Source organism: Streptomyces panaciradicis, from assembly GCF_023516615.1.
Classification (GTDB): domain Bacteria; phylum Actinomycetota; class Actinomycetes; order Streptomycetales; family Streptomycetaceae; genus Streptomyces; species Streptomyces panaciradicis.
The window spans coordinates 1-23,510 of sequence record NZ_JAMGBF010000189.1; the positions used below are offsets into that span (position 1 = coordinate 1).

Consider the following 23,510-nt stretch of genomic DNA (forward strand, 5'->3'; position numbering starts at 1 on the left):
GCCTCGCCGCCCGCCGGGGCCCCCGGGCAGGACGACGGCCCCGCCGGACCGCCGACCGCCGGGCGCGGCGAGAGCTACGCCTCCGACGCCGCCGCAGCCGCCTCGCAGGCCGTCCACGACGCCCGTGAGGCCGCCGGCGTGGCCGAGGCGGCCCGTGAGGCCACCGAGGGCGCCGAGAGCCCCGTAGAGGCGTTCACGGCGCCCGGTGACGGAGCGGAGGCCGAGCCCGCCGCGGACGGAGCCGCCACCGCCCCGGAGGACGCTCCGGACACCGCGCCCGCCGCCGAAGGCCCTGACTCCGAGGCCGCACCCGCCGAGGACACCCCGGACACCTCCGAGGAGCCCCCGCCCGCGCTGCCCGGCGAGGAGCACCCCCTCGCCGCCTACGTCCTGCGCGTCAACGGCGTGGAACGCCCCGTCTCCGACGCCTGGATCGGCGAGTCGCTGCTCTACGTGCTGCGCGAGCGCCTCGGACTCGCCGGCGCCAAGGACGGCTGCTCCCAGGGCGAGTGCGGGGCGTGCAACGTCCAGGTCGACGGGCGCCTCGTCGCCTCCTGCCTGGTGCCCGCCGTGACCGCCGCCGGCAGCGAGGTCCGCACCGTCGAGGGCCTCGCCGAGGACGGGCAGCCCTCGGACGTGCAGCGCGCGCTCGCCCGCTGCGGCGCCGTCCAGTGCGGCTTCTGCGTGCCCGGCATGGCGATGACCGTGCACGACCTGCTCGAGGGCAACCCGGCGCCGACCGAGCTGGAGACCCGCCAGGCGCTGTGCGGCAACCTGTGCCGCTGCTCCGGCTACCGGGGCGTCGTCGACGCCGTCCAGGAGGTCATCGCCGAACGGCAGGCGCACCACGCCGCGGACGCCGAACACGACGGCGACGAGGCACGTATTCCCCACCAGGCGGGTCCCGGAGCCGGCGGTGTCAACCCGTCGGCGTTCGACCCCGCCCCGCACGACCAGGCGTACGGACAGGACGGAGGCCAGGCGTGAGCAACGAAGCCGCCACCGCGACCACCGCCGCGGAGGCAGCACCCGCCCCCGAGCCGATCCCGCACGGCCTCGGCGCCTCCCTGCCGGCCGCCGACGCCCGGGCCAAGACCGAGGGCACGTTCCCGTACGCGGCCGACCTGTGGGCCGAGGGCCTGCTGTGGGCCGCCGTCCTGCGCTCCCCGCACCCGCACGCGCGCATCGTGTCGATCGACGCCTCCCACGCGCGCGAGATGCCCGGCGTCCGGGCCGTCGTCACGCACGAGGACGTCCCCGGCACCCCGCTGCACGGCCGCGGCACGGCCGACCGCCCGGTGTTCGCCTCGGAGGTCGTACGCCACCACGGCGAACCCATCGCCGCCGTCGCCGCCGACCACCCCGACACCGCCCGCATGGCCGCCGCGGCCATCATGGTCGAGTACGAGGTCCTCGACCCCGTCACCGACCCCGAGCAGGCCTTCGAGGCCGAGCCGCTGCACCCCGACGGCAACCTGATCCGGCACATCCCGCTGCGCCACGGCGACCCGGACGCGGCCGGCGAGATCGTCGTCGAGGGCCTGTACCGCATCGGCCGCCAGGACCCCGCCCCCATCGGCGCCGAGGCCGGCCTCGCCGTCCCGCGCCCGGACGGCGGCGTCGAGCTCTACCTGGCCTCCACCGACCCGCACGCCGACCGCGACGCGGCCGCCGCCTGCTACGGCCTGGAACCCGAGCGCGTCAAGATCGTCGTCACCGGTGTCCCCGGCGCCACCGCCGACCGCGAGGACCAGGGCTTCCAGCTCCCGCTCGGCCTGCTGGCCCTGCGCACCGGCTGCCCGGTCAAGCTCACCGCGACGCGCGAGGAGTCCTTCCTCGGCCACGTCCACCGCCACCCCACCCTGCTCAGATACCGCCACCACGCGGACGCCGAGGGCAGGCTCGTCAAGGTCGAGGCGCAGATCCTGCTCGACGCGGGCGCCTACGCCGACACCTCCTCCGAGGCCCTGGCCGCCGCCGTGGGCTTCGCCTGCGGCCCGTACGTCGTGCCCAACGCCTTCATCGAGGGCTGGGCCGTACGCACCAACAACCCGCCCTCCGGCCACGTCCGCGGCGAGGGCGCCATGCAGGTGTGCGCCGCCTACGAGGCCCAGATGGACAAGCTGGCCAAGAAGCTCGGCGTCGACCCGGCCGAACTGCGCCTGCGCAACGTCCTGGCCACCGGCGACGTCCTGCCGACCGGGCAGACGGTGACCTGCCCGGCGCCGGTCGCCGAACTGCTCCAGGCCGTACGGGACTTCCCGCTTCCCGCGCTGCCCAAGGACACCCCCGAGGACGAGTGGCTGCTGCCCGGCGGCCCCGAGGGCGCGGGCGAGCCGGGCGCGGTGCGCCGGGGCGTGGGCTACGGCCTCGGCATGGTCCACATGCTCGGCGCGGAGGGCGCCGACGAGGTCTCCACGGCGACCGTGAAGGTCCAGGACGGCGTCGCGACCGTGCTCTGCGCGGCCGTCGAGACCGGCCAGGGCTTCACCACGCTGGCCCGCCAGATCGTCCAGGAGACCCTCGGTATCGACGAGGTGCACGTGGCCCCCGTCGACACCGACCAGCCCCCGGCCGGCGCGGGCTGCCGCGGCCGCCACACCTGGGTCTCCGGCGGCGCGGTGGAACGCGCGGCCAAGATGGTCCGCACCCAGCTCCTGCAGCCGCTGGCCCACAAGTTCGGCATGTCCACGGAGCTGCTGCAGATCACCGACGGCAAGATCACCTCGTACGACGGGGTCCTGTCGACCACCGTCACCGAGGCGATGGACGGCAAGGAACTGTGGGCGACCGCCCAGTGCCGGCCGCACCCCACGGAGCCGCTCGACGAGGCCGGCCAGGGCGACGCGTTCGTCGGCATGGCGTTCTGCGCGATCCGCGCGGTGGTCGACGTCGACATCGAGCTCGGTTCGGTACGGGTCGTGGAGCTGGCGCTCGCCCAGGACGTCGGCCGCGTCCTGAACCCGGCCCAGCTGGCCGCCCGGATCGAGGCGGGCGTCACCCAGGGCGTGGGCATCGCCCTGACGGAGAACCTGCGCACCGCGCGCGGGCTGATCCGCCACCCCGACCTGACCGGTTACGCGCTGCCGACGGCCCTGGACGCCCCGGAGATCCGCATCGTCAAGCTCGTGGAGGAGCGGGACGTGGTGGCGCCGTTCGGCGCGAAGGCGGTGAGCGCGGTGCCGGTGGTCACGTCCCCCGCCGCGATCGCCTCCGCCGTCCGCGCCGCGACCGGCCGCCCGGTCAACCGCCTGCCGATCCGCCCGCAGGCCGCGGTGGTGACGTCGCAGTAGCGGCTGTGCTGTCGGTGGCAGCGGTGCCCTCGGGGGCGGCGATTCTCGCGGGGAGGGAACGCGCGAGAGGGTGCCGAGCGTCTTGTCTTCAGGGGCCGTTGTCAGTGGCGGGGCGTACTGTTCCGAGCAGTGGGACGGCTGCCGGCCACGAGGCGGACGGCAGGTCGCGTCCACGCCCGGTCGGCTGTCCCCGTGCGGGACTGCGGGCGGGCACAGCGGGCCGGGCGCAGCGGGAAATCCGGGGGAGCAGAAGGCATGACGACCGACACCGCCGTCGCGGCGATCACGTTCACCGAGGACCAACTCGACCCGTACGTCACGCACGGCCCGACGCGGCGCCGGCTGACCGGTCCCGGACTGCCGGGCGCCGGCGCCCTGTTGACGTTCGCCGTGCTGCGCACCGAGGGCCTGCGCACGCTGGCGGAGAGCACCGACGCGGCGCCGGGACCCGACCGGGGACTGCGGGACCGGCTGGTGATAGGCGAACTCCTCGCGCCCGCCGGCATGGAGGCGGAGTCGATCCTCCTCGACGGCGGCACGGGCGAGATCAGCACGGCGTACCTCTTCGAGGCGCGGGACGACCGCCCGCTGGCGCCCTCGCTGGAGGCGCTGGTGCGGTTCGCCGCGGTCACCGAGGAACTGGCGGACCTGCGGGGGCAGTTCGCGTCCTTCGCCGGGCGCCACGGCAGCAAGGCGGCGGCCGAGGCGTCCCGGCAGCTGCTGGCCCTGTTCGAGGAGGACACGCACGGCCGGGTCCCGCCGTACTGGAAGGCGGCGGCGCTGATCCGCCCCCTCGCCCTCGCCGCCGGCCCCGGAACGCGCACCGGCCTCACCCTGGACGTGCCCGCCCGCCTGCTGGACGAGGAGTTCGGCCACGCGCGCGTGGTCCGCTACGAGGACGTCGACTTCCCGGCCACGCTCACGCACGAGCCGACCCGCCGCTTCCTGCGCGAGACGGGCCTGCCGGAGGACACGGTCCTGTTCCACCTCGACACCGAGGTGCCGCTGCAGACCCTCGCGGAGTACGCGGCGGACGACCGCCCCGGCACCGCCTCGCCCTTCGAACTCCCCGCCCGCGCCGACCACTTGATACGCCTCGGCCACCTCGTCGAGGACAACAGCCTGGTGGTGGACGGCGCGACGGGCGAGGTCCTGAACTGGAGCGAGCCGGAGGCGAGGCTCCACCCGCTCAACACGGACGTCTCCACGCTCGCCTTCACCCTCTGGCTGCACCACCGCGAGCGCGGCATCGACAAGTACCTCTCCAACGAGCTCACGACCCGGGCCTACGACCAGCTCGCCGCGACCATGCTCCAGGTGCTCGCCTCGGTCGACCCGACGGCCGCGACCACGTCGGCCGACTGGCACTACTGGACGCAGGCATTCCAGGACGAGGCGGGCGGAGTGCTCTGAGGGACGCGGCCCGGACTCAGGAAGCCCGGGTGCCCGCGCGGCGCCGGCGTGCGGCGAGGACGAGAAGGCCGCCGAGTCCGGCCGCGGCGCCCGCGACACCGGCGGCCGCCGGGATGCCGTCGGAGCCGGTGCTCGCCAGACTGCCGGTCACCGGGCCGCCGCTCGAGGTGCCGCCCGCCGAGGTGCCCGAGGCCCCGGTACCGCCGGCGGCCTGACCCTGCGGGTCGTTGCCGTGGCCGCCGCTGCCGGAGCCGCCGCCGGTCGAACCGCCGTCCGCGGAACCGCCGGTGGAGCCGCCCGAGGTGGTGGGGTCCTCCTCGTTGTCGGTGGGGATGGCGATGTGGATCCGGGCCTTGTCGTCGGCCGGGTTCTTGTCGAAGGCCGGGTGGATGTCGTAGACCGAGGTCGCCTTCACCTCACTGCTGGTGGTCTTCGCATCGGCGTCGATCTTCAGCATGAAGGTGTACTGGAGCGACTGGCCGACCTCGATGGTGTGGTCGGCGGGCGTGCAGACGTACACGGCTCGGCCCGGCGTCCCGCCGGGAGCGTTCGGCCCGTCGATCCCGAACGGCGCGCACTCCTCGGGCACCTTGGTGGCTTCGGTGCCCGCCGGGATGTGCACCATGAGCGCGGGCTGGTCGTCGCTCTCCTGGTTGCGGATCCAGCCGGGGCCGTCGTTGCGCAGGGCCACCGTCACGGACTGGGCGTCCCCCGCGAGGGCCTCGGTGTCGTCGCCGACGGCGACCAGGTCGGCGCTGCTGTCGGCGGTGAGGGCCAGCCGCCGGTAACTGTCGCCGAAGCCCTCGCCCGGCGTCTCCCCGCTCTTCCCCGTGCCGTACTCGACGGCCTCCATCAGCGCCTTGGGCAGCGCCTTGAACCGCACGGCGGTCTTGATGGAGGCGCCGGGCTCGACGACCTCGTCGAGCGCGCACACGGCCTGCCGGACCTGGTCCGCGACGGTCGAGTAGGTGCAGCCCGCTACCGGCTCCGGGAAGTCGAGCCCCCGGGTCAGCCGCACCCGGAAGCTGACCCCGTCCGCGGCCGCGGTCCCCTTGTTGGTGACGACGACGTCCTGGTCGTACACCTCACCGGGCTTGGGCGCCGCCGCCGGCAGCGCCGAGACCACCAGATCGGCGCCGTCACCGTCGGCATGCGCAGCGGGAGCGACCCCGCCGGCGATCGCGACGGCGGCCACGAAGGCGGCCGAGGCCCGGATGTACGAGCGCATGGGCTGGCGCACGTGGATCTCCTCGTCGAAGACAGACAGCACGACGACCGACGGTTCACCCACCGGTCATGTGATGGACCCCCGAGGGGCGCCCGGGGTTGTGCTGCCGTCGAGGAGGAGACGAACACATCGGAGGCCGTGGCGGGAATCGAACCCGCGTAACTCGCTTTGCAGGTTTGTCCGGGCTGGTCAGGGCCTGATCCGGCGTCGTCCAGGGGCGTTCACTCCCGTTCGGCTGGCACCTCGGGGGAGCTAAGCGTATGGGCCTGGACGGCCGCGTACAGCTGCGAACGAGACGGAAACTGAGACGGAGCTAGAACGGCTAACCTGGACGCCCCCTCCGGCATGCGGGCCCCCGGGTGGCACTTTGTGCGGGCGTACCGCCCCGTGGCACATGACCTGTGACGGCTGTCAAGCAGGCCGGCTGAACGTGAAGCTGGCCTACTGGGTCCTAGCTGCGGGGAAGGAAGTTCGCGAATGTACCCCTTCGACCTCGCTGCCCGAATACCATGGGGTGCGTGGGTAATGAAGAGACGCAGCTAATTGCCGAGTCAGTCACTGAAGAGGGACAAGAATTCCTTTCCTCGCTGCGAAGGTGGCTCCTGCAGGACACTGACCCATCCGTCATCTCCATCGATGCAACGAATCGTGGTCGACGGCCCGGAGAAATGTCAGGGACCTTCGATACTGTCTGTGCTGTCGCTAGTCAGATTAGCTCCCTTGGAGGCCTGGCTATCGCGTACCTAACTTGGCGCTCCTCGATACGAACTGAAGCGGCAGATTTGCGTGTCACTCTTGAGGTGCATGGGCAAAGGATTCAGATCGATAACCTCACTGATGAGCAGTTGAGGGACGTGATAAGCAGAGTTTGCGCCAGAGAGGTCGAATAGATGGTGGACATGCTCGACCCTAGCCTTTCTCGCGTGGTCGTTTCCGGCGCTCATGATTATCAGTATCTCGAAGACCTGCCATCGGTTAAGAACAACCTCGTGGCTATGGCCGAGGTGCTAATGGACCCTAATATCTGCGGAATATCGGAGAACTCTTGCCGGACGATCCTTCAGCCCGAGACGCCCGGTCAGGTACTAGATGCTCTTTACGAAGCCGCCGATGAATGCTCCGACACGCTGGTTTTCTACTTTGCCGGGCACGGGCTAACTTCACCTCATAATGACGAACTGTTGCTGGCTATACCTACTTCCCATCCGAGCAGGCCCCACTCGGCTGTTCGGTTTGAGGATGTTCGTATGGCAATTCTTTCTGCAAGGAAAGCCCCTAAGAAGCTCGTAATCCTTGATTGCTGTTTTAGCGGTAGAGCCATGATTGGTTCCATGGAGTCCTCTACCGACCTAGCAGCGCGCTCGCGTATTGAGGGTAGCTATATCATTACGGCGGCAGCTGAAACCAAGACGGCACTTGCGCCACCCGGAGAGAGGTATACGGCATTCACGGGCGAATTTATCACCCTCCTTCGAGGCGGTTACGCTGGCGGTCCTGCTTATTTGGACATGGAGACGATCTATACATGCCTGCATGATCGGCTCACGGAAAAATCTTACCCCATTCCGCAACAGCGAAATAGAAATGCAGGTGCAAAGATCCTGCTGGCCAAAAATGGATGGGTAGGCGGCCAAAGGCCTGAAGATTCAGGTCAACGGTTGATTGATTGGTATGTGGATAACGCTCCAGGTGCCGACCCGGTGCAGTTGCGGGCGGACGCGACCGCTGAATACATTCCGTATCGACGTCGGATTTCCTCTGCGTTGATCTTAGGGAGGTTGCATCCCGAATTTTGGTCCGAAGCGTGTAAAGTTCTGATCGACTTGAGTGCGGATACACATACTCCATTGGAAAGTCGCGCTCAAGTGTTCGGTGCTCTAGCGCGCCTAGGCTGGCACACTGAACTGATGAAGGAGAATCTACTGGCATTGGCTAAGAATGCCACACATGGCAAAATATCTGCGAGAGTTTCTGCCTGTCAGCAGTTGGATGGGCTAGGCGACAAAGAAATGGCGATTGAGGCATATTTGGGAGTGGTGATGGATGGGAGTCTGGAACTCAGGCTGCGTGCCTACACTGCAAAACTCATGATTCAGAAGTATCCAGAAAAAAAGGATGCAGGACTGCGAGTGATGTGGGCTGCTGCTGCATCTGATAGTCAATTGGTTCAACATCGAATTGACACCATCCAGGATATCTGTTCTATTGACCCCGATTCAGTAGAAAAGGCCTCGATTTTGCTTCGGAGAATCAAGTCGGCGGCCAGTGAGGGAACGCAGGCAGAGGCGCAATGACTGCCTAAGAGGCCGCTAGCTCCTAGCGAACGGGCACCATGCGAAGCTTGGTGCAGATGTGGAGCCCAGAGAGAGGGAGATCGGGTGTCGCAGGAGGCCAGCCCTCGGGGGACGTTCTTGCAGGTTGCAGAGGCGCTGAAGGCCCGTATCCGGGCCGACTCGGAGATGACAAGACTTCCCTCTGTCGCAGAACTTATGAGTCGTCATGGTGTCTCGCGCGGCGTCGTGCTTCGGGCCTTCAAGGTTCTTGAAAGCGATGGCGTCGCTGAACCAGTGCAAGGCGGCCGGTGGCGGGTCGTGCGCGAGGGGGAGTCAGTCGATCGACGTCCGTTGGTCGAGCGCATCGCGGACGTCATCACGGATGAAGGCCTGCTAGCCGGGGCAGCGTTCCCGAGTGCGTCGGTGCTGGCTGACCGGTTCGGAGTCTCGCGCCCCACCGTGACAAAGGCACTCGACAGACTGGAGGCCGCCGGCGTGCTGGCGAGTGGAGGGCAGGGCAAGGTGCGGATCGTCCGCGCTGTGCCGAATCGAGAGGAGCGTTCGTAGCTTGTCGGAGCTGACGGAGTGGGCGTACCCCCTGGCTGAGTCCTTGTTGGCTGAGCCGCTGCCGCGTCGCTGGAAGCACTGCCTCGGAGTCGCCGAGCGGGCGCGCACTATCGCGCTCATCCTTGGGGAAGATGCCGAGCTGCTGGAGGCTGCGGCCGTGCTGCACGACATCGGCTACGCGCCTGATCTCGCTAAGACTGGTTTCCATCCCCTCGACGGTGCCCGTTATCTGCGAGAGGTGGCCAACGCCGACGAAAGGGTGGTGCACCTGGTGGCGCACCACTCTTGCGCGTGGATGGAAGCTGAAGCGCGAGGCATGCGTGAGGAGTTGGAGGAGGAGTTCCCGCGCGAGAGCGCGCACCTGAACGACGCGCTCTGCTTCTGCGATATGAACACCACGCCGGACGGTACCCCGACCAATCCCGTGGACCGGATCAACGAGATTGCCGGCCGGTACGGGCCGGACAGCCTGATCGGCACGTTCATCCGTCGCGCTGAGCCTGAGATCCTGGCGAGCACAGCCCGCGTACTGGAAAGGGTCGCTGCCGCCAAGCGTTAGCCGATGTAAGGGGTCGGACGGGTTCGATCCATCGCGTGCTCGATACGCAAACGCATTGTGGGGTGGACGTCCAGTGCCACCAGGTCCGCCGGGGCAAACCAGCGGACCTGCGTCGTCTCGTTGCTCGTACGCAGTTCACCGCCGACCGGCCGGGCGCGAAAGCAGATGCTGAACTGTTGACGCACCTCGCCGTCGTCGTACTGCATGACGTGGCCGGGGTCGGTGTAGATCCCGGAGATGTCGACGACTTCGGCCTTGATACCGGTTTCTTCCCATACCTCACGGACGACGGTGTCGCTGATGGATTCGCCAACGTCATGACCTCCACCCGGAAGTGCCCAGCGTCCGTTGTCGGATCGTTGAATCATGAGCACCTGTCCCGCGTCGTTCCGCACGAACGCGACGACCGAAGGTACGACTGAGTTGGCCGGCGGGGCGTCCGGATCGTGCAAGTAGTCGATGCGTCCCATGCTCAAGCTCCTGTGAAGTCGTGTTCGGTGACTGGCCTCGCGCCTTCCCAGGTCTGTTCCACGCTATTGGCAAACGTGTCGAACAGGCCTCCCCCGGGGAGTCGTCGCAGGTGGAGCACGGGCGCCATGTAGGCACCGATGCCGTACACGTGCGTGTTGGCCAACATCTCGTCGTCAGCGCGATAGATCGAGTTGTAGAGCACCGTGTCGTGTAGGCGAAACGCAATTTCCGGGTGGCTGGTGAAGAGCGGGCGATAGTTGACCAGCGCGTTGCGAATCTTGCCATCCATAATGCGATGGCCTTCGTCGATGCCGCGTCGGATGACGGCCTCGCATGCTGGATCGCCCATGAGGACGCGGATGCGAACACCGCTCTTGGACTTCTCCTTCAAGGTCGAGAAGAAGAGCGGGTCTTCCGCCAAGTAGATGCCGGCGTACACAAGGATGTCGATGCGCTCCGTGGCGCGTTCACACATCTCCCGCCAGAGGGTTGATGGCACGACGTGCCGATGCGGGTAGACGGCCGTGATCTCAGCTTTGCTTAGGTCGGCTGCCGAGTCCTGTGTCCGGACGTCCTCCCACAGCATCGTTACGTCAACCTTCAGCGCCGCTGCGGTCGCGTATTGGTGACGCCGGTACGGCACTTTGCCCTGGGTGACCCAGCGCTCCACGGTCTTTGGGCTGACCTTGATCTCGTCCGCGAGGCTATGAACCGTCATGCCGCGGGCTAACAGGGCAGAACGCAAACGCTCGTTGGGCATCTGCACCTCTTCGTGGGACATCTAGGGAGCTCCTGACGGTAGTCAGCTGATCGAGAGCTGTCCATGGAGGGGGTGACCAACGCCCCTGACCTGGGGCGATTCTGAATGTGCGCCAAGACGTCCCGGCGCAAGAACCAAGAGGTTCCGTCGCTGTACTTGACGGACCCCAATGCAGTACCTGTAAAACAGGTACTGCAACGTCCTGAGGAAAGCCCGCAGGGGCCGGTACGAAGGCAGCGTTCGTTGTTTGAGAACTCAACAGAGTGCTTTGAGAGCGACGGGGCTCGACCCCGTCCCCGTGACGGCCGGGTGATGGCCGTCGGGCCTCGGTATGCAGCCGTGAGGGCGCGGAATCGACTTCCGCCCGGGGTCACTTGGCCCGCCGTGACGTGCGGCGTTGGCCCTGATCTCCGGATGCGGCGGCACTCCCGGACAGGACAGCCCGCCGCGCCGGATCTTGCATTCCCGACGTAGTCAGGAGCAGTCGTGTCCGACTTTGACGTTGAGATCGTCTCGTTCGGCTACCTGCACGGACAGCCGCCCACCGCCCACCTGACCATCGACTTGCGCGAGCACTTCCGCGACCCGCACGTGTCGCCGGAACTGCGCCACATGACCGCCCAGGACCACGCGGTCCGCGAAGCGGTCATCAACACCCCTGGCATCCGGGACCTGGTCGCCGCGACCGCACGTGCGGTCACCGCCTTCCGTTCCGGACCGAGTGCCGGACCGGTCGTGGTCGCCGACGGATGCGCCGGCGGACGCCACCGCGCCCCGACCTTCGCCGCGTTCCTCGCCCTGGCGCTGACCACTGCCGGGCTGCGGGTGCGCGTGCAGCACCGCGACCTCGCCAAGCCCGTGGTCGAGCGCTAGACGCCCCACCCCCGCACCTCACCCCTTCGCGGGGTGGTCGCACTCCCGGACAAGGACAGCCGACCGCCCCGCGCCCTTCCCGACGTACCTGAATGGAGAGATCCACCATGCGTATGCGCAGCTTCGTCGCCGGCCAAGAGGCCCACGGCGACATCGAGTTCGCGGAACTGGCGCTCGGTATCGACGTCGACCTGTTCCGTGGCCCGCTCGGGTCCGAGACGGACGCCGAGCGCGCCGCCCGCCAGGACGCGGCCCGTGACGTCCTCGCCGACCTGCGGGCGGAGGCGGACGCCGGGGACGAGATCGCCGGCTGGGACGCCCTGTACGCCGACGCATTGACCCGCACGGTGCCGTTCCTGCGCGCCGCCCGCGGCTACCGGCCCGGTGCGGGGGAAGCGGCATGAACAACACCCACAAGCCACTGTCGAAGATTCAGGTCGGCGTCCTGACGGCCGCGTTCGTGCCGATGCTCGCCACGGGCGTGGTCGGCGGGATCGGCACCTTCAGCAACATCGGGCACGCCTACGGCACCGGAACCGCGCTCGGTGCCCTCGGTGCTGGCGAGGGCGCAACCGCCGTGCTCGCCCTGGTCCTGCTCGGGCTGACCATGCTGGGTCAGTCCTCGCCGCGCGTCATCCGGATCGGACTGTGGGCGCTTCCGGCCGCCGCCGCCGTCATGGGCGCCATGGCCGCACCGGACACCGGCCGGACCGTCATCTACGCCCTGACCCCCATGGGCATGTCTGTGTCGGCCGAGGGCATGGCGTTCCTCGCCCGGCGCATCGTCGTCCACACCGACGGCCGGGACGCGGAGAACGAGCGGCGTACCGCCGACATCGTGCAGGCCCTCGCCTACCACCGCGCCCGTGCCGCACACCACCCGGTGACCCGGGTGCGCAAGCGTTCCGATCGGGCGTCGTGGCGTCTGGCCCGCAAAGTCGGGGTCGGCGACGCGGCCCTCGGATCGAGGCTGCTAGAGGTACAGCGCGACCGGATCACGGACGGCGCGGACGCTGCGCTCGCGTCGATGTTCGGCGGCACCACCCCCGCCCTCGCCCCGCATCCCGACGCGGACGCGAATGCGGAGGAATCTACCGAGACCATGAGGAATCGGTCTACGGCTGACCAGCCGGAATCGACCCCCGCGCCGTCCGTGGTGCTGAGCCGGATTCCCGTGCCGACTCCGGTGACGGTCGACTTCGTGAAGCCGACTCTCCCGCTCAAGCCCGTACCCGCGATCGCCCCGGCGGCCGACCCGGTCAAGGCCGACCCTGCGCCGACCGGACGTCGGGCGGTAGCGGCCGACTCCCCCCGATCCCGTCGGGCGACCGGTCGGGTTCCGGAGGTGGCACGGTCGCCCCGCCCCAAGCGCACGCGCGAACAGTTGCTCGCCGAGGCCCGCACCGCTACGGCCGACTGGTCCGCCGACCGGATCACGGCGGAGGGCATTCGCCGCATGGTCCGCACCTCGCCGGCCAACGCGCGGATGCTGCGGGACACGCTCCTCGCCGAACGCGCCGACGACGGCGGTAAGGCCGCGTGAAACGGCTGACCCTCGCCGACTGCTTCGACCCGAACGGCGAACGCTTCGGCATCCCCACCTACCCGTGGCGGTGTGCCCCCGGCGACTTGGCCACCCGCCGCCAACTCCGCATCCGTGGACTGCGGCCGGGCGGCCAGGACATCGCGGCGCAGATCCTGCGCCCGCGTCGCCGTCGGGAGCCGCTGACTGCGTACCTGTATCGGGTCGACCTCGCCCGGCCGGTGCGCCCCATGACCCCGGCCCGGTGGCGTGCGCACGAAGCGATGATGCGCGCCCGCCGCTGCTGCCCCGAGTGCCGCCGCGATGCCGGATACGTCATCCCGCCCACGCTCGGAACCTGCGTGACCTGCGCCTATCCCGAGGAACAGCGCGCCGCTTGAACCACCCCGAACCCGGGTCCGGCCGCCCACCTTCCACAGCAAGCCGGCCGGACCCTTCGACTCCCGAAGGAGCACGTACATCGTGACCGAGAACCCCACCTTCCCGCCCCCGGACGCCCCGGAGGGCACCGACGAGCAGACGGCCGACGTCCTGCCGTTCCCGCTGAAGAAGACCCCTACCCCGCATGTGCCCCTCGCCGAGGGCGAGGCCAAGCCGGGTGAGTGGGAGGCCGAACTCCCCGACACTGACGACCCGGAGGCTGAGGGTCTCGCCGAGGGGGCGCCGGTGGACCCGCCGCGCGAGGTCTACCCGCCCTCGGTGGCGGAGTGGATGGAGGCCAAGGACAAGGCCCGGATGCCGGTCCTGCCGGACTGGGTGAAGCTGCCCGACCAGCGCAAGGCCGTCCGCAAGTGGGCCGTGCGGCACTACTCGGCCGTGGTCGGCTACCACGCCGTTCGCCTGCCGTGCATCTACACCCCGAAGGTGCTGTGGTACTCGCCGCGTGGGGCGTGGCGTTGGTCGGCCGCGATCGGCCGGTGGGTGTTCGACGCCGAGGGCAAGGGCCTGCGGCTTGCGGCCGTGGCCAACGAGGACGCGGCGGAGTACCTGAAGCTGTCGCGACAGCGCAACGACCGCGTCCGCCTGCGGGGCATCGTCGCCGCGATCGCCTCCGTGGTCGGTCTCGCCGCCGCCCTGACCCTGTACGTCATGGCGCCGTCGTGGCTGCTGCTTCTGGCCATGGCCGCACTGACCACCACGCTCGGGACTGTCGGGGCGCCGGCGGACCGGCCGCTGATCGACATGGCCAAGGTGACGTTCCGCAAGCGCCGGCTGTCGTCCGACATCGTCATCCGCGCCCATGAGGCGGCCTCGCTGACCATCAAGGATCAGACGATTGCCTTCCCGCGGCCGATCGGTCGCGACGGCGATGGGTGGCGGGTGGTCGTGGATCTGCCCTACGGCAAGACGTTCGAGGACGCGCTGAAGGCGCACGGCCGGCTCGCCTCCGGTATGGACATCGCCCCCACTCAGCTCTTCCTCGACAAGGACGAGACGAGCGGACGGCGGGTGTCGTACTGGATCGCCGACCGCGACCCGCTCGCCGTCCCCTCGGGCAAGTCCCCGCTGCTGGGGGCGACCCGGGTGGACTTCTGGAAGCCGTTCCCGTGGGGCGTGGACGAGCGGGGCAACCCGGTCATGGCCACCATGCTGTGGCTGTCCCTGCTGGTCGGCGCCGTACCGAGGCAGGGCAAGACGTTCTCCGCCCGCACCATCGCCCTCGCTGCCGCGCTGGACCCATACGTGCGCCTTTACGTGTTCGACGGCAAGGCGTCACCGGACTGGCGCAAGTTCGCCCTGGTCGCCCACCGCATCGCGTTCGGCATCGTGCCCAAGAACGGCTTCGACCCGGTGGCGCATCTGCTCACCTCACTGCGGGAGCTGAAGGCGGACGTCGAGGACCGCTACCACCGGCTCTCCGAACTGCCGCTGCACATCTGCCCCGAGGGCAAGCTCACCCCGGAGATCAGCCGGGACAAGAAGCTGAACATGCCCCTGACGCTGTTCGTGATCGATGAGGTGCAGGAGTACTTGCAGCACCCCGAGCACGGCAAGGAGATCCTGTCCCTGCTGGTCTACCTCGCCCGAGTCGCCCCGGCCGTCGGTGTGTCCGTGATGACGTCCACGCAGAAGCCGGACGACAAGGCGTGCCCCTCGGAGCTGCGGGACCAGCACCAGGCCCGCTTCGCCCTGCGGGTCGGTTCCTGGCAGGTCTCCGACGTCGTCTTGGGCGCCGGCTCGTACAGCGAGGGTCTGGACGCGTCCAAGCTGCTGAAGTCCCACAAGGGCGTGGGCCTGCTCAAGGGCATGTCCGACGACTCGGGGATCGTGCGGACCTACCTCGCCGACGGCCGGGACGCCGAACGCATCCTGACCCGCGCCGCCGCGCTGCGGGAGGCCGAGGGCACGCTGACCGGCGACGCGGCTGGCGAGGCCCCGGCCCCGGAGGTGTCGGCGACGATCCTGGACGACGTGGCGGCCGTGCTGGGCAAGGGCGAGGCCAAGGTGTGGTCCGAGACCATCGTCGACCGGCTCGCCGACCTGCGCCCCGACACCTACGGCCCGTGGGCCGCGCTGGAGGCCAAGCCGAAGGCGGAAGCGCTGACCGCAGCGCTCAAGCCGTTCGGTGTCGGCACGGTCCAGATCAGCCGCCGCATCGACGGCGAACAGCTCAACAAGCGCGGCATCAAGCGCGACGACCTCGCCGCCGCGATTACACAGCGCAACGAAAAGCGGGACGCCGGATAGGTCTCGCACCCTGCTACCGGTAGCGGCCACGGTCGCTACCGGTAGCAACCCTGCTAGCGACCAAAACCGCCCCTGATCAGGCCGCTAGCAGATAGCAGCCGACCTGCGAAAACCCCGAAAACCCTGCCTGAGAGGCCTCTGATGAGCACTGCTCTGCTAGCTATCGCCTGCCTACTAGCCGTCACGCTTGGTTACAGCATCAAGTGCTGGGTCAGCCCGTTCGGCGACTGCCGCGCCTGCGCCGGCATGGGCCACGAACTCAAGCACGACCGCAAGGGACGCCTCAAGCGCGGCCGTGACTGCCGCCGATGCCACGCCACCGGCAAGCGCATACGCGTCGGCCGCTGGATCTACAACCGCGCCGCGCGTACCTACCGCGCCGGCACCCGCTGACCACCCCTCGGGAGGACCCGTGGTCATCACCATCCCGCTCGTGCTGCTGCTCGGCATCGCCGCCCTGGTGCTGCTGCGCTTCAAGGCCGTCGGCTTCGGCGCGGCCGTCGCCGTTGCCCTATTCGGCTTCTACCTCGCCCCCACCGGCGCCGCCGACACCGTCAACCAACTCGTCACCGCCGTCACCGGCGCGCTCGCCGGCATCGGCCGCTAGAAGGGAGACACCCCGTGAACGAACCCACCGCGTACCACCGTCCGACCGGGACCGAGGTAGCGGCCGTGGAGATTCACCACCCCGCCCCCCTCAGCCCGGTACAGCACACCGCGCCGCTCGTCCCCGTGCAGCCGGGCACCATCCCGACCGTGGCGAGCGTCGTCCTGCCCGACGGCCGCGTCGTCACCGGCTACGCCATCGAACCCGCCGAGCCCGAACCGGCCGTCGCCAAGCCAGCCGTCTCCCGCGCGGCGGTGAACATCGCCCTCGGGGGCATCGGCTTCGGCGCGGTGTGCGGCGGACTGGTCCTGCTGACCACGTTCATCGCCGCCCTCGCCGCGCTCATCCACCAGATCATCATCCTCGCCGCCGTCATCTTCGGCGGCTGGATCGCCGTGCAGGTCTGCAGCACGAGCGGCCACGGCGGAGGAACCACGGTCAACATCCGCAAGGCCGTCATAAAGCGCAACCACTTCCACGGCTAGCTACGCCCGAGGGCGGCGGCACTCCCGGACAAGGACAGCCCGCCGCCCCCGGTCTCCCTATCCCGACATAGCAGAACAGGAGACCTACAGCATGCCCCAACTGCACGTTCTCGGCGAGGGCCGGATGGCCCCCACCACTCTCACGAGTCACCGGGCACGGCCGCGCCTGCTGGACCTCTTCTCGTGCGCCGGCGGTGCCGGCATGGGCTACCACCGCGCCGGGTTCGCGGTCGACGGCTGCGACATCGCCGACCGCCCCAACTACCCCTTCCCCTACCACCGAGGCGACGCCCTCGCCTACCTCGCCCACCTGATCGCGTCGGGCGAGATCCGCCGGTACGCCTTCGTCCACGCCTCCCCGCCGTGCCAGCACGGCTGCGCGCTGACCGTAGGCACCAACGCCTCGCAGGGATGGGGCCGCGTTCACGTCGACCTGGTGGCGCCCGTCCGCGCCTTGTTGGACGCGACGGGCCTGCCGTACGTCATCGAGCAGCCCAACGGCCGCGCCGAGATCCGCAAGGACCTGACGCTGTGCGGCGAGATGTTCGGTCTCGGCGTGATCCGGCACCGCAACTTCGAGTTGGGCGGCTGGACGGCCACCCGTCCAGCGCATGTTCCACACCGGGGAAGGGTCCGCGGCTACCGGCACGGCCGCTTCTATGACGGCCCGTACGTGGCCGCGTACGGCAACGGAGGCGGCAAGCCGACCGTGGCCGAACTCCAGACGGCCATGGGCATCACGTGGACCGTCGTGCGGGAGGAACTGACGGAGGCCATCCCGCCCGCCTACACGCAGTTCATCGGCCGCGCCTACCTCGCCGAGGTTCCTGCGCTGGGGGTGGCCTCGTGAGTGCGCGTGTGCTGCCGCTGCGGCGGTCCAATGGGCTGCGGGTGCTGGATCTGTGCTGCGGCGCGGGGGGCCTGTCCATGGGCTACTACCTCGCTGGGTTCGACGTCGTGGGCGTGGACACCCGCCCTCAGCCGAACTACCCCTTCGCCTTCCACCAGGCCGACGCCCTTACCTTCCCGCTGGACGGGTTCGACCTGGTCCACGCTTCTTGGCCGTGCCAGCACTTCGCCAAGGTCACAGCATGGCGCGGAAGCCGGGCCGATCACCCAGACCTGCTCACGGCTGGCCGTGCACGCCTGGAAGCCTCCGGGCTGCCGTGGGTCATCGAGAACGTTCCGGAAGCACCGCTGAGGCCGGACTACCTGCTGTGCGGCACGCAGTTCGGCCTCAGCATCCGCCGTCACCGTGCGTTCGAAACGTCGTGGGGCGGCGGCGGGGAGCTGGTCCCGCCCTGCTGGCACCGCAAGGGCCTGCTGGCGTTCGAGCACAAGGGTGAGCGCGCCTACGCCGACGCGATGGGCTGCACCTGGATGTCCAACCTCGAAGCCCGGCAAGCCGTCCCGCCCGCCTACACCGAGTGGATCGCCATTCAGTTCCTCGCCCTGGAAGGCAGGGCCGCCGCATGACCACCCCACCCACCCCGCTGCATGCCGCCCTCGCCCTCGCGGCGGCCGGCGTCCCGGTTCTGCCCATGCGGGCGGGCAAGGTCCCGTTCGGCAACTGCCGTACCTGCAAGGGAAATGCGTGTGGCGGCCGGCCCAACATGAAGGCGGCCGGCCCGTGCCGGTGCCCAGCGCCGTGTCATGCGTGGGCCGCCGCCACCACCGACCCGCACGTTCTAACCTCGCCCGTATGGGCCCCGGTGTGGCGTGAGGCGGTTGCGGTCGCCTACCACCCCGGCGGGGCCGGGCTGACCGTGGTCGACCTCGACAACGCGGCGGCCGTCGCATGGGCCCGCGAGACGCTGTCCGCCACACGCATAGTGCCGACCACGCGCGGCGAACACTGGCTCTACCGGGGCGCCATGCCGTCCGCGAACGCGGTCCGGCCCGGCGTCGACATCAAGTCCACTGCACAGTACGCCCGTTGGCTCGGACCCGGGACCGGCCGCATGGCCGTTCTCCCGGCCGCCGTGCGCGCCCTGGTGGCGAAGGAAGACACCACCCCCGCCCCGCGCGGGGTGGCCTCTTCTCTCCCGGCGCGCGCCCCGTGGTCGCGGCAGGTGGCCACCGGGTGCCGCCACACCGAGCGCTACGTCCGCACCGGCCTGGAACGCGGCCTCGCCCTGGTACGGGCCCGCACCGAATCCGGCGCCGGATCACAGGCGTTCGGCGTCGCCCGGTTCCTCGCCGCCCAACACACCGGCTGCCCCGGCCCGTGCGGCCTCGCGGCCATCGGCGAGGAGATCGTGACCGCCGCCGTCTCGGTCGGCGTCCCGGAGACCTACGCCCGCCGCGCGGTCGCCAACGGCCTTGAGACGGCCGGGGAACGAGCAGCATGACCAAAGCATCCCGAAACAACGCGAACAGCCCTCACGGCGCCGCACAGGGCCCGCCATGGCCGACCGTGGGCGAACCGAAGGTCGCCGCCCGCAAGGGCGTCCTTTCTGCGGTTCGTTCCGACCCGCAGACGGTCACCGTCACCGGCATTACCCCGGGGCTACAGATCCAGTGCGAGGGCGTCGCCGTCGCGGACTGGCTCTGTGCCTGTGGGGAGCACGAACGCGCCCAGGGCCGCGCCGCCGTCATCCGACTGACCGCCCGCGTCATCACCGGTATCTGCCCGCATACCACCACCGAAGGGAGGGCCGCCTCATGACTCCACAGCCTGTGGACAGCCCCGACCTGTGGGCCGGACTGCCCACCCTGCAAGAGGAACCGCCCGGCGAGGACGACGCGGCACCGGAGGTGTGGGAGGACCCCATTCCCCTCACCGGCCGCCGCGAGCGCCCACCGTTCCCCGCCCACGTCCTGCCCGCATGGCTGGGGGAGTTCGTGACCGCCGTCGCCGACGAGACACAGACCCCGGTCGACCTCGCCGGTTCGATCGCCCTTGCCGTGCTCGCCACGGCGGCCGGCGGCCGGTCCGTGGTCCACGTGCGCGGCAACTGGCGCGAGCCCACCAACCTCTACACCGTGGTGGCGCTCCCGCCTGCCAACCGCAAATCGGCCGTCTTTGCCCTGCTCACTGACCCCCTGTATGAGGCGGAGAAACAGCTCAAGACGGCGATGAAGCCGGTGATCGTGGAAGCGGAGCTGACGGCGCGATTGGCCAAGGAAGCGGCCGACAAGGCCGCCGCCAAGGCCGCGTCCGCCGACGGCGACAAGCGCGAAGACATGGTGAAAACAGCCGTGGGCCTTGCACAGACGGCGGACACCCTGACCGTGCCGGCCGAACCGGTGTTGTTGGCGGACGACTCCACCCCCGAGACGGTCACCTCGCTCATGGCCGAACAGGGCGGCCGGCTGTCGGTGATGAGTGCCGAGGGCGGGATTTTCGACATCATCGCCGGCCGCTACTCGGGCGCCCCCAACATGGAAGTCTTCCTCAAGGGGCATGCCGGGGACCGGCTGCGGGTCAACCGCCAGACCCGCCGCGAGTACATCGACGCCCCCGCCCTGACCATCGGCCTGGCCGTACAGCCGGACGTGCTCAAGGACATCGGCAAGGTGAAAGGGTTCGAGGGACGCGGACTGCTGGCCCGCTTCCTGTACTCCCTGCCGGTCTCCACGGTCGGAGACCGCGCAATCATCACGGACCCGGTCCCCGAGCAGACCGCCGCCGCCTACACCGCGAGGGTCATCGACCTCGCCCTGTCCCTGGCGGAGTGGACCGACCCGGCCGTCATCCAACTCACCCCGGAAGCGGACGCGGCGCTGATCGCCTATCAGCAGCGCATCGAACCGCAGCTCAAGGCACGCGGCGGCAAGCTGGGCCACATCTCCAACTGGGCCGGAAAGCTGGCCGGGGCCACCGCCCGTATGGCCGCACTGCTGCACCTCGCCGACCACGGCGGCAACGGCTACGCCCACCCCGTCACCGAGGACACCATGCGCGCGGCCATCGAGCTGGGGGAGTACTACACCGCCCACGCCCTCGCCGTGTTCGACGTCATGGGCGCCGACCCCGTCCTGTCCCGCGCCCGCAGCGTCCTGGACGCGCTGAGGGACAACCGGTGGGAGGACGTCAGCCGCCGGGATGTCTTCACCGTCCTCTCGCGCCCCGAGGTGCCCACCGTCGCCGACCTCGAACCGGCCCTCGCCCTGCTGGAGGACCACGGATACCTGCGGTCCTACCAGCCCGAGCGCACCGGCAAGCGCGGCCGACCCCCGGCGCCCCGTCTGCTGGTCCACCCCCGCCTCTGGCAAGGCGGCGGCTGACCCGCCCACGCCCCTCAACGCCTCCCGCACAAACCGCAAAAAAGCAATAAACCCGCGGCACCCCCGCTGACCTGCGGCGGGACCCCCGCCCCGGCCCGGCGAGGGCCCCGCCGCACAATCCCGCGAAATTCCGCAAAAAACAGAGCCTCGCCCCACCGGCCGTCCGCCGCCCCGGGGTGCCGCTGATTTTTGCGGAATAACGCGGGTTTCTGCGGGGCCCCGCCCGCCGCCACCCTCGCACCGCATCACCGCAGGTCAACGCCACCCCTCGGCTTTTCTGCGGATTTTGCGGTTTGTGCGGCGGCACTTGCCCACGAACTCAGCCCCACAGGAGTGAGCCTTGGACGAGCACGGCACCCTCACGACCCCGGTCGACGACGACCCCACCCTGGTTCTCCTCAAGGTCGAAGAGGCCGCCCGCCGCCTCCGCATCGGCCGAACCACCTGCTACGCACTCATCCGCTCCGGAGAGCTGGAGTCCGTACCCGTCGGCCGTCTCCGCCGCGTCCCCGCCGACGCCCCGGCCGCGTACGTCGCCCGCCTCCGCGCAGCCCAACGCACCGCTTGATCACGCCTGGGGCGGCGGCACTCCCGGACAGGACAGCCCGCCGCCCCGGTCCCATCCCGACACGCAAGGAACAGGAGCCTGCCTGTGGCAGAGGACACGAAGAAGCGCACCCGACAGCCCAACGGCCGCAGCTCGATCTACTTCGGCAAGGACGGCAAATGGCACGGCCGCGTCACCGTCGGCATCCGCGACGACGGCACCCCGGACCGTCGCCACGTCGAGCGGAAGACTCGCGCCGAAGTGACGCTGGCCGTACGCGAGTTGGAGAAGCAGCGCGACGCCAAAACCGTGCGGAAGCCTGGCAAGGCGTGGACGGTTAAGGCGTGGCTTACTCACTGGATTGAGAACGTCGCGCCCCTCGCCGTGAACGACAACACGATGGTCGGGTATGGCGTGGCCGTCCGGAAGCACCTCATCCCCGGCTTGGGCGCTCACCGTCTCGACAGGCTGAAGCCCGAGCACATCGAGGCGTTCTACGCCAAGATGCAGGCCAACGGCAGCAAGCCCGCGACCGCTCACCAGGTGCACCGAACTCTCCGCACCGCCCTCAATGAGGCCGTACGGCGCGGGCATCTCGGCAAGAACCCCGTTCAGTTGGCCAAGGCACCAAAGACGGGGGAGTACGAGGTGGAGCCCTACAGCGTCCAAGAGGTACAGCGGTTGCTCAAGTCCGCTGACCGGCACCGCAACTCCGCTCGCTGGGCCGTCGCCCTCGCCCTCGGACTGCGCCAAGGGGAAGTGCTCGGTCTGAGGTGGGACGACGTGGACCTTGACGGTGGGTTCCTTGTGGTCCGGCGTAGTCGACATCGGCCGCAGTACGCCCACGGATGCGTGGACCCCTGCGGACGCAAGGCCGCCGGGTACTGCCCGCAGAGGCGTCGCACGAATCCGGAGCTGTCCACCACCAAGTCGCGTGCCGGCCGACGCGCCGTCGGTCTCCCCGAACAGCTCGTTGACTTACTCCGTGACCACCTCAAGGCGCAGGAAGGGGAGCGGGCGGCGGCCGGGAAGCGTTGGGAGGAGAACGGATTGGTCTTCCCGGACGAACACGGCCGTAGCCCGTCCCACCGCCGGGACTGGACTGAGTGGAAGGCACTCCTCACGGAGGCGAACGTTCGAGACGGACGCCTACACGACGCCCGCCACACGGCCGCGACGGTTCTGCTGATCCTCGGTGTCCCTGAACGGGCCGTCATGGGTCTCATGGGGTGGTCGACTACGGCCATGGCCGCTCGCTATCAGCACATGGTGGACGCCGTGCGGGCGGACATCGCGCAACAGGTGGACGGCCTGATCTGGAATCGGGAGACGGACTGAACCCACGAAAGCCCAGTTGGACGACGTGCCCGTTAAGAACCCGATAAGGACCCGTCAGCTTCTCGCCTGCAGAGGAGTGTTGGCGCACACTCTGCTTGGTTTAACACCAAAAGGCGCGCCATGCCGGGTAAGGGCGTGTTTCGTGACTTGCGATCATGCTGACTACGGTCCGTAAACTCGCAATAACGCGTACGGGGAGCCCTGGTGTCCCGACAGGTTCCTAGGCCATAGGTCGGGAGGGCTCCCCATGCAGTGTCAATGCGCCCTGTCTGAGCGGAGGGACACCAACATGGAGAGTAACAACCAACGCGCCGCGGGCAACAGCGACAAGCAGCGGTCCACCAAACTCTCGAAGGGGGCGAAGGGCGAGGGTCGCGACTTGTTCAAGCAGTCCCTGCGTGGGGCGGCGTACGCCGTGGGCAGCTCGCTTGTTACTGCTATAGCCGCTTGGCTCCGATCCCAGTCTTGATCTCTGGGGTACATCACCCTGCCATATCCCGAGTTCAGGGGATGAATCGAGACGGAAACTGAGACGGGCGAACACGAGGGCGGCACCCCTGCGAGGGTGCCGCCCTCGTGTTCGCCCTGGTCAGGTATGTAGAGGCCGTGGCGGGAATCGAACCCGCGTAACTCGC

Annotated in this window: 25 protein-coding genes; 22 read left to right on the forward strand and 3 right to left on the reverse strand. The window is 69.3% G+C overall.

All coding sequences use genetic code 11. The features are described from left to right. The 3 genes from M8J74_RS39415 to M8J74_RS39425 all read left to right on the forward strand — a co-directional run. The coding region (locus M8J74_RS39415) for a (2Fe-2S)-binding protein (protein WP_249841040.1) at positions 1-987 on the forward strand (987 nt) is incomplete at its 5' end. After that, positions 984-3,293, forward strand: coding sequence for a xanthine dehydrogenase family protein molybdopterin-binding subunit (locus tag M8J74_RS39420; protein WP_249841041.1), 2,310 nt, complete (start codon positions 984-986; stop codon positions 3,291-3,293). The genes M8J74_RS39415 and M8J74_RS39420, both read left to right, overlap by 4 nt. Positions 3,294-3,548: 255 nt before the next feature. Next, positions 3,549-4,706 (forward strand): SUKH-4 family immunity protein, encoded by a 1,158-nt coding sequence (locus M8J74_RS39425; RefSeq protein ID WP_249841042.1) that lies wholly within the window; start codon positions 3,549-3,551, stop codon positions 4,704-4,706. Positions 4,707-4,722: 16 nt separating this feature from the next. Here M8J74_RS39425 and M8J74_RS39430 read toward each other — a convergent pair whose 3' ends face one another. Then, complete coding sequence (locus M8J74_RS39430) at positions 4,723-5,997, reverse strand: hypothetical protein (protein ID WP_249841043.1); 1,275 nt, start codon at positions 5,995-5,997, stop codon at positions 4,723-4,725. A 446-nt stretch (positions 5,998-6,443) separates the two neighbouring features. Between M8J74_RS39430 and M8J74_RS45105 the strand changes: the two genes are divergently transcribed. The 4 genes from M8J74_RS45105 (at position 6,444) to M8J74_RS39445 (ending at position 9,333) form a co-directional block, all read left to right on the forward strand. Beyond that, positions 6,444-6,824, forward strand: coding sequence for an effector-associated constant component EACC1 (locus M8J74_RS45105; protein WP_372500422.1), 381 nt, complete (start codon positions 6,444-6,446; stop codon positions 6,822-6,824). Continuing rightward, the gene (locus M8J74_RS39435; protein WP_249841044.1) at positions 6,825-8,228 is read left to right on the forward strand and encodes a caspase family protein; all 1,404 of its coding nucleotides are present in this window, start codon (positions 6,825-6,827) and stop codon (positions 8,226-8,228) included. 84 nt (positions 8,229-8,312) lie between these two features. Continuing rightward, positions 8,313-8,774: a GntR family transcriptional regulator gene (locus tag M8J74_RS39440; RefSeq protein WP_249841045.1), complete on the forward strand. Its 462-nt coding sequence runs from the start codon at positions 8,313-8,315 to the stop codon at positions 8,772-8,774. Between the two features lies 1 nt (position 8,775). Next, positions 8,776-9,333: an HD domain-containing protein gene (locus M8J74_RS39445; protein WP_249841046.1), complete on the forward strand. Its 558-nt coding sequence runs from the start codon at positions 8,776-8,778 to the stop codon at positions 9,331-9,333. Here M8J74_RS39445 and M8J74_RS39450 read toward each other — a convergent pair. Beyond that, complete coding sequence (locus tag M8J74_RS39450) at positions 9,330-9,803, reverse strand: NUDIX domain-containing protein (RefSeq protein WP_249841047.1); 474 nt, start codon at positions 9,801-9,803, stop codon at positions 9,330-9,332. The two genes, M8J74_RS39445 and M8J74_RS39450, sit on opposite strands and share 4 nt — an antisense overlap. A gap of 2 nt (positions 9,804-9,805) precedes the next feature. After that, positions 9,806-10,564 (reverse strand): XRE family transcriptional regulator, encoded by a 759-nt coding sequence (locus M8J74_RS39455; RefSeq protein ID WP_249841060.1) that lies wholly within the window; start codon positions 10,562-10,564, stop codon positions 9,806-9,808. 486 nt (positions 10,565-11,050) lie between these two features. Here M8J74_RS39455 and M8J74_RS39460 point away from each other — a divergent pair, with 486 nt between their 5' ends. The 15 genes from M8J74_RS39460 to M8J74_RS39530 all read left to right on the forward strand — a co-directional run bounded on the left by M8J74_RS39460 (position 11,051) and on the right by M8J74_RS39530 (position 22,875). After that, positions 11,051-11,437, forward strand: coding sequence for a RapZ C-terminal domain-containing protein (locus M8J74_RS39460; protein ID WP_249841048.1), 387 nt, complete (start codon positions 11,051-11,053; stop codon positions 11,435-11,437). Between the two features lie 113 nt (positions 11,438-11,550). Further along, positions 11,551-11,841: a hypothetical protein gene (locus M8J74_RS39465; RefSeq protein ID WP_249841061.1), complete on the forward strand. Its 291-nt coding sequence runs from the start codon at positions 11,551-11,553 to the stop codon at positions 11,839-11,841. Next, positions 11,838-12,980 carry a conjugal transfer protein gene (locus M8J74_RS39470; protein ID WP_249841049.1) on the forward strand — a complete coding sequence of 381 codons (1,143 nt, stop codon included), beginning with the start codon at positions 11,838-11,840 and terminating at the stop codon, positions 12,978-12,980. The genes M8J74_RS39465 and M8J74_RS39470 overlap by 4 nt, the downstream gene beginning before the upstream one ends. Further along, positions 12,977-13,360, forward strand: a complete 384-nt coding sequence (locus M8J74_RS39475; RefSeq protein ID WP_249841050.1) for an RRQRL motif-containing zinc-binding protein — start codon at positions 12,977-12,979, stop codon at positions 13,358-13,360. Before M8J74_RS39470 ends, M8J74_RS39475 begins: the two co-directional genes overlap by 4 nt. Before the next feature lie 82 nt (positions 13,361-13,442). Then, on the forward strand, positions 13,443-15,668 hold the full coding sequence (locus M8J74_RS39480; RefSeq protein WP_249841051.1) for a cell division protein FtsK: 2,226 nt from the start codon (positions 13,443-13,445) through the stop codon (positions 15,666-15,668). A 141-nt stretch (positions 15,669-15,809) separates the two neighbouring features. Next, complete coding sequence (locus tag M8J74_RS39485; RefSeq protein WP_249841052.1) at positions 15,810-16,061, forward strand: hypothetical protein; 252 nt, start codon at positions 15,810-15,812, stop codon at positions 16,059-16,061. A gap of 19 nt (positions 16,062-16,080) precedes the next feature. Then, complete coding sequence (locus M8J74_RS39490; protein WP_249841053.1) at positions 16,081-16,275, forward strand: hypothetical protein; 195 nt, start codon at positions 16,081-16,083, stop codon at positions 16,273-16,275. Between the two features lie 14 nt (positions 16,276-16,289). After that, positions 16,290-16,760 carry a hypothetical protein gene (locus tag M8J74_RS39495; protein ID WP_249841054.1) on the forward strand — a complete coding sequence of 157 codons (471 nt, stop codon included), beginning with the start codon at positions 16,290-16,292 and terminating at the stop codon, positions 16,758-16,760. A gap of 202 nt (positions 16,761-16,962) precedes the next feature. Continuing rightward, positions 16,963-17,610: a DNA methylase gene (locus M8J74_RS39500; RefSeq protein ID WP_249841062.1), complete on the forward strand. Its 648-nt coding sequence runs from the start codon at positions 16,963-16,965 to the stop codon at positions 17,608-17,610. Then, on the forward strand, positions 17,607-18,236 hold the full coding sequence (locus M8J74_RS39505; protein WP_249841055.1) for a DNA cytosine methyltransferase: 630 nt from the start codon (positions 17,607-17,609) through the stop codon (positions 18,234-18,236). Before M8J74_RS39500 ends, M8J74_RS39505 begins: the two co-directional genes overlap by 4 nt. Continuing rightward, complete coding sequence (locus tag M8J74_RS39510) at positions 18,233-19,111, forward strand: bifunctional DNA primase/polymerase (RefSeq protein WP_249841056.1); 879 nt, start codon at positions 18,233-18,235, stop codon at positions 19,109-19,111. Before M8J74_RS39505 ends, M8J74_RS39510 begins: the two co-directional genes overlap by 4 nt. Before the next feature lie 65 nt (positions 19,112-19,176). Next, positions 19,177-19,428, forward strand: a complete 252-nt coding sequence (locus M8J74_RS39515) for a hypothetical protein (protein ID WP_249841057.1) — start codon at positions 19,177-19,179, stop codon at positions 19,426-19,428. Further along, positions 19,425-20,990 (forward strand): YfjI family protein, encoded by a 1,566-nt coding sequence (locus M8J74_RS39520; protein WP_283949153.1) that lies wholly within the window; start codon positions 19,425-19,427, stop codon positions 20,988-20,990. The genes M8J74_RS39515 and M8J74_RS39520 overlap by 4 nt, the downstream gene beginning before the upstream one ends. A gap of 340 nt (positions 20,991-21,330) precedes the next feature. After that, the gene (locus M8J74_RS39525; protein WP_249841058.1) at positions 21,331-21,558 is read left to right on the forward strand and encodes a helix-turn-helix domain-containing protein; all 228 of its coding nucleotides are present in this window, start codon (positions 21,331-21,333) and stop codon (positions 21,556-21,558) included. An 84-nt stretch (positions 21,559-21,642) separates the two neighbouring features. Beyond that, a complete protein-coding gene (locus M8J74_RS39530) occupies positions 21,643-22,875 on the forward strand; it encodes a tyrosine-type recombinase/integrase (RefSeq protein ID WP_249841059.1) in 1,233 nt (410 codons plus the stop codon). The last annotated feature ends 635 nt before the right edge of the window (positions 22,876-23,510 follow it).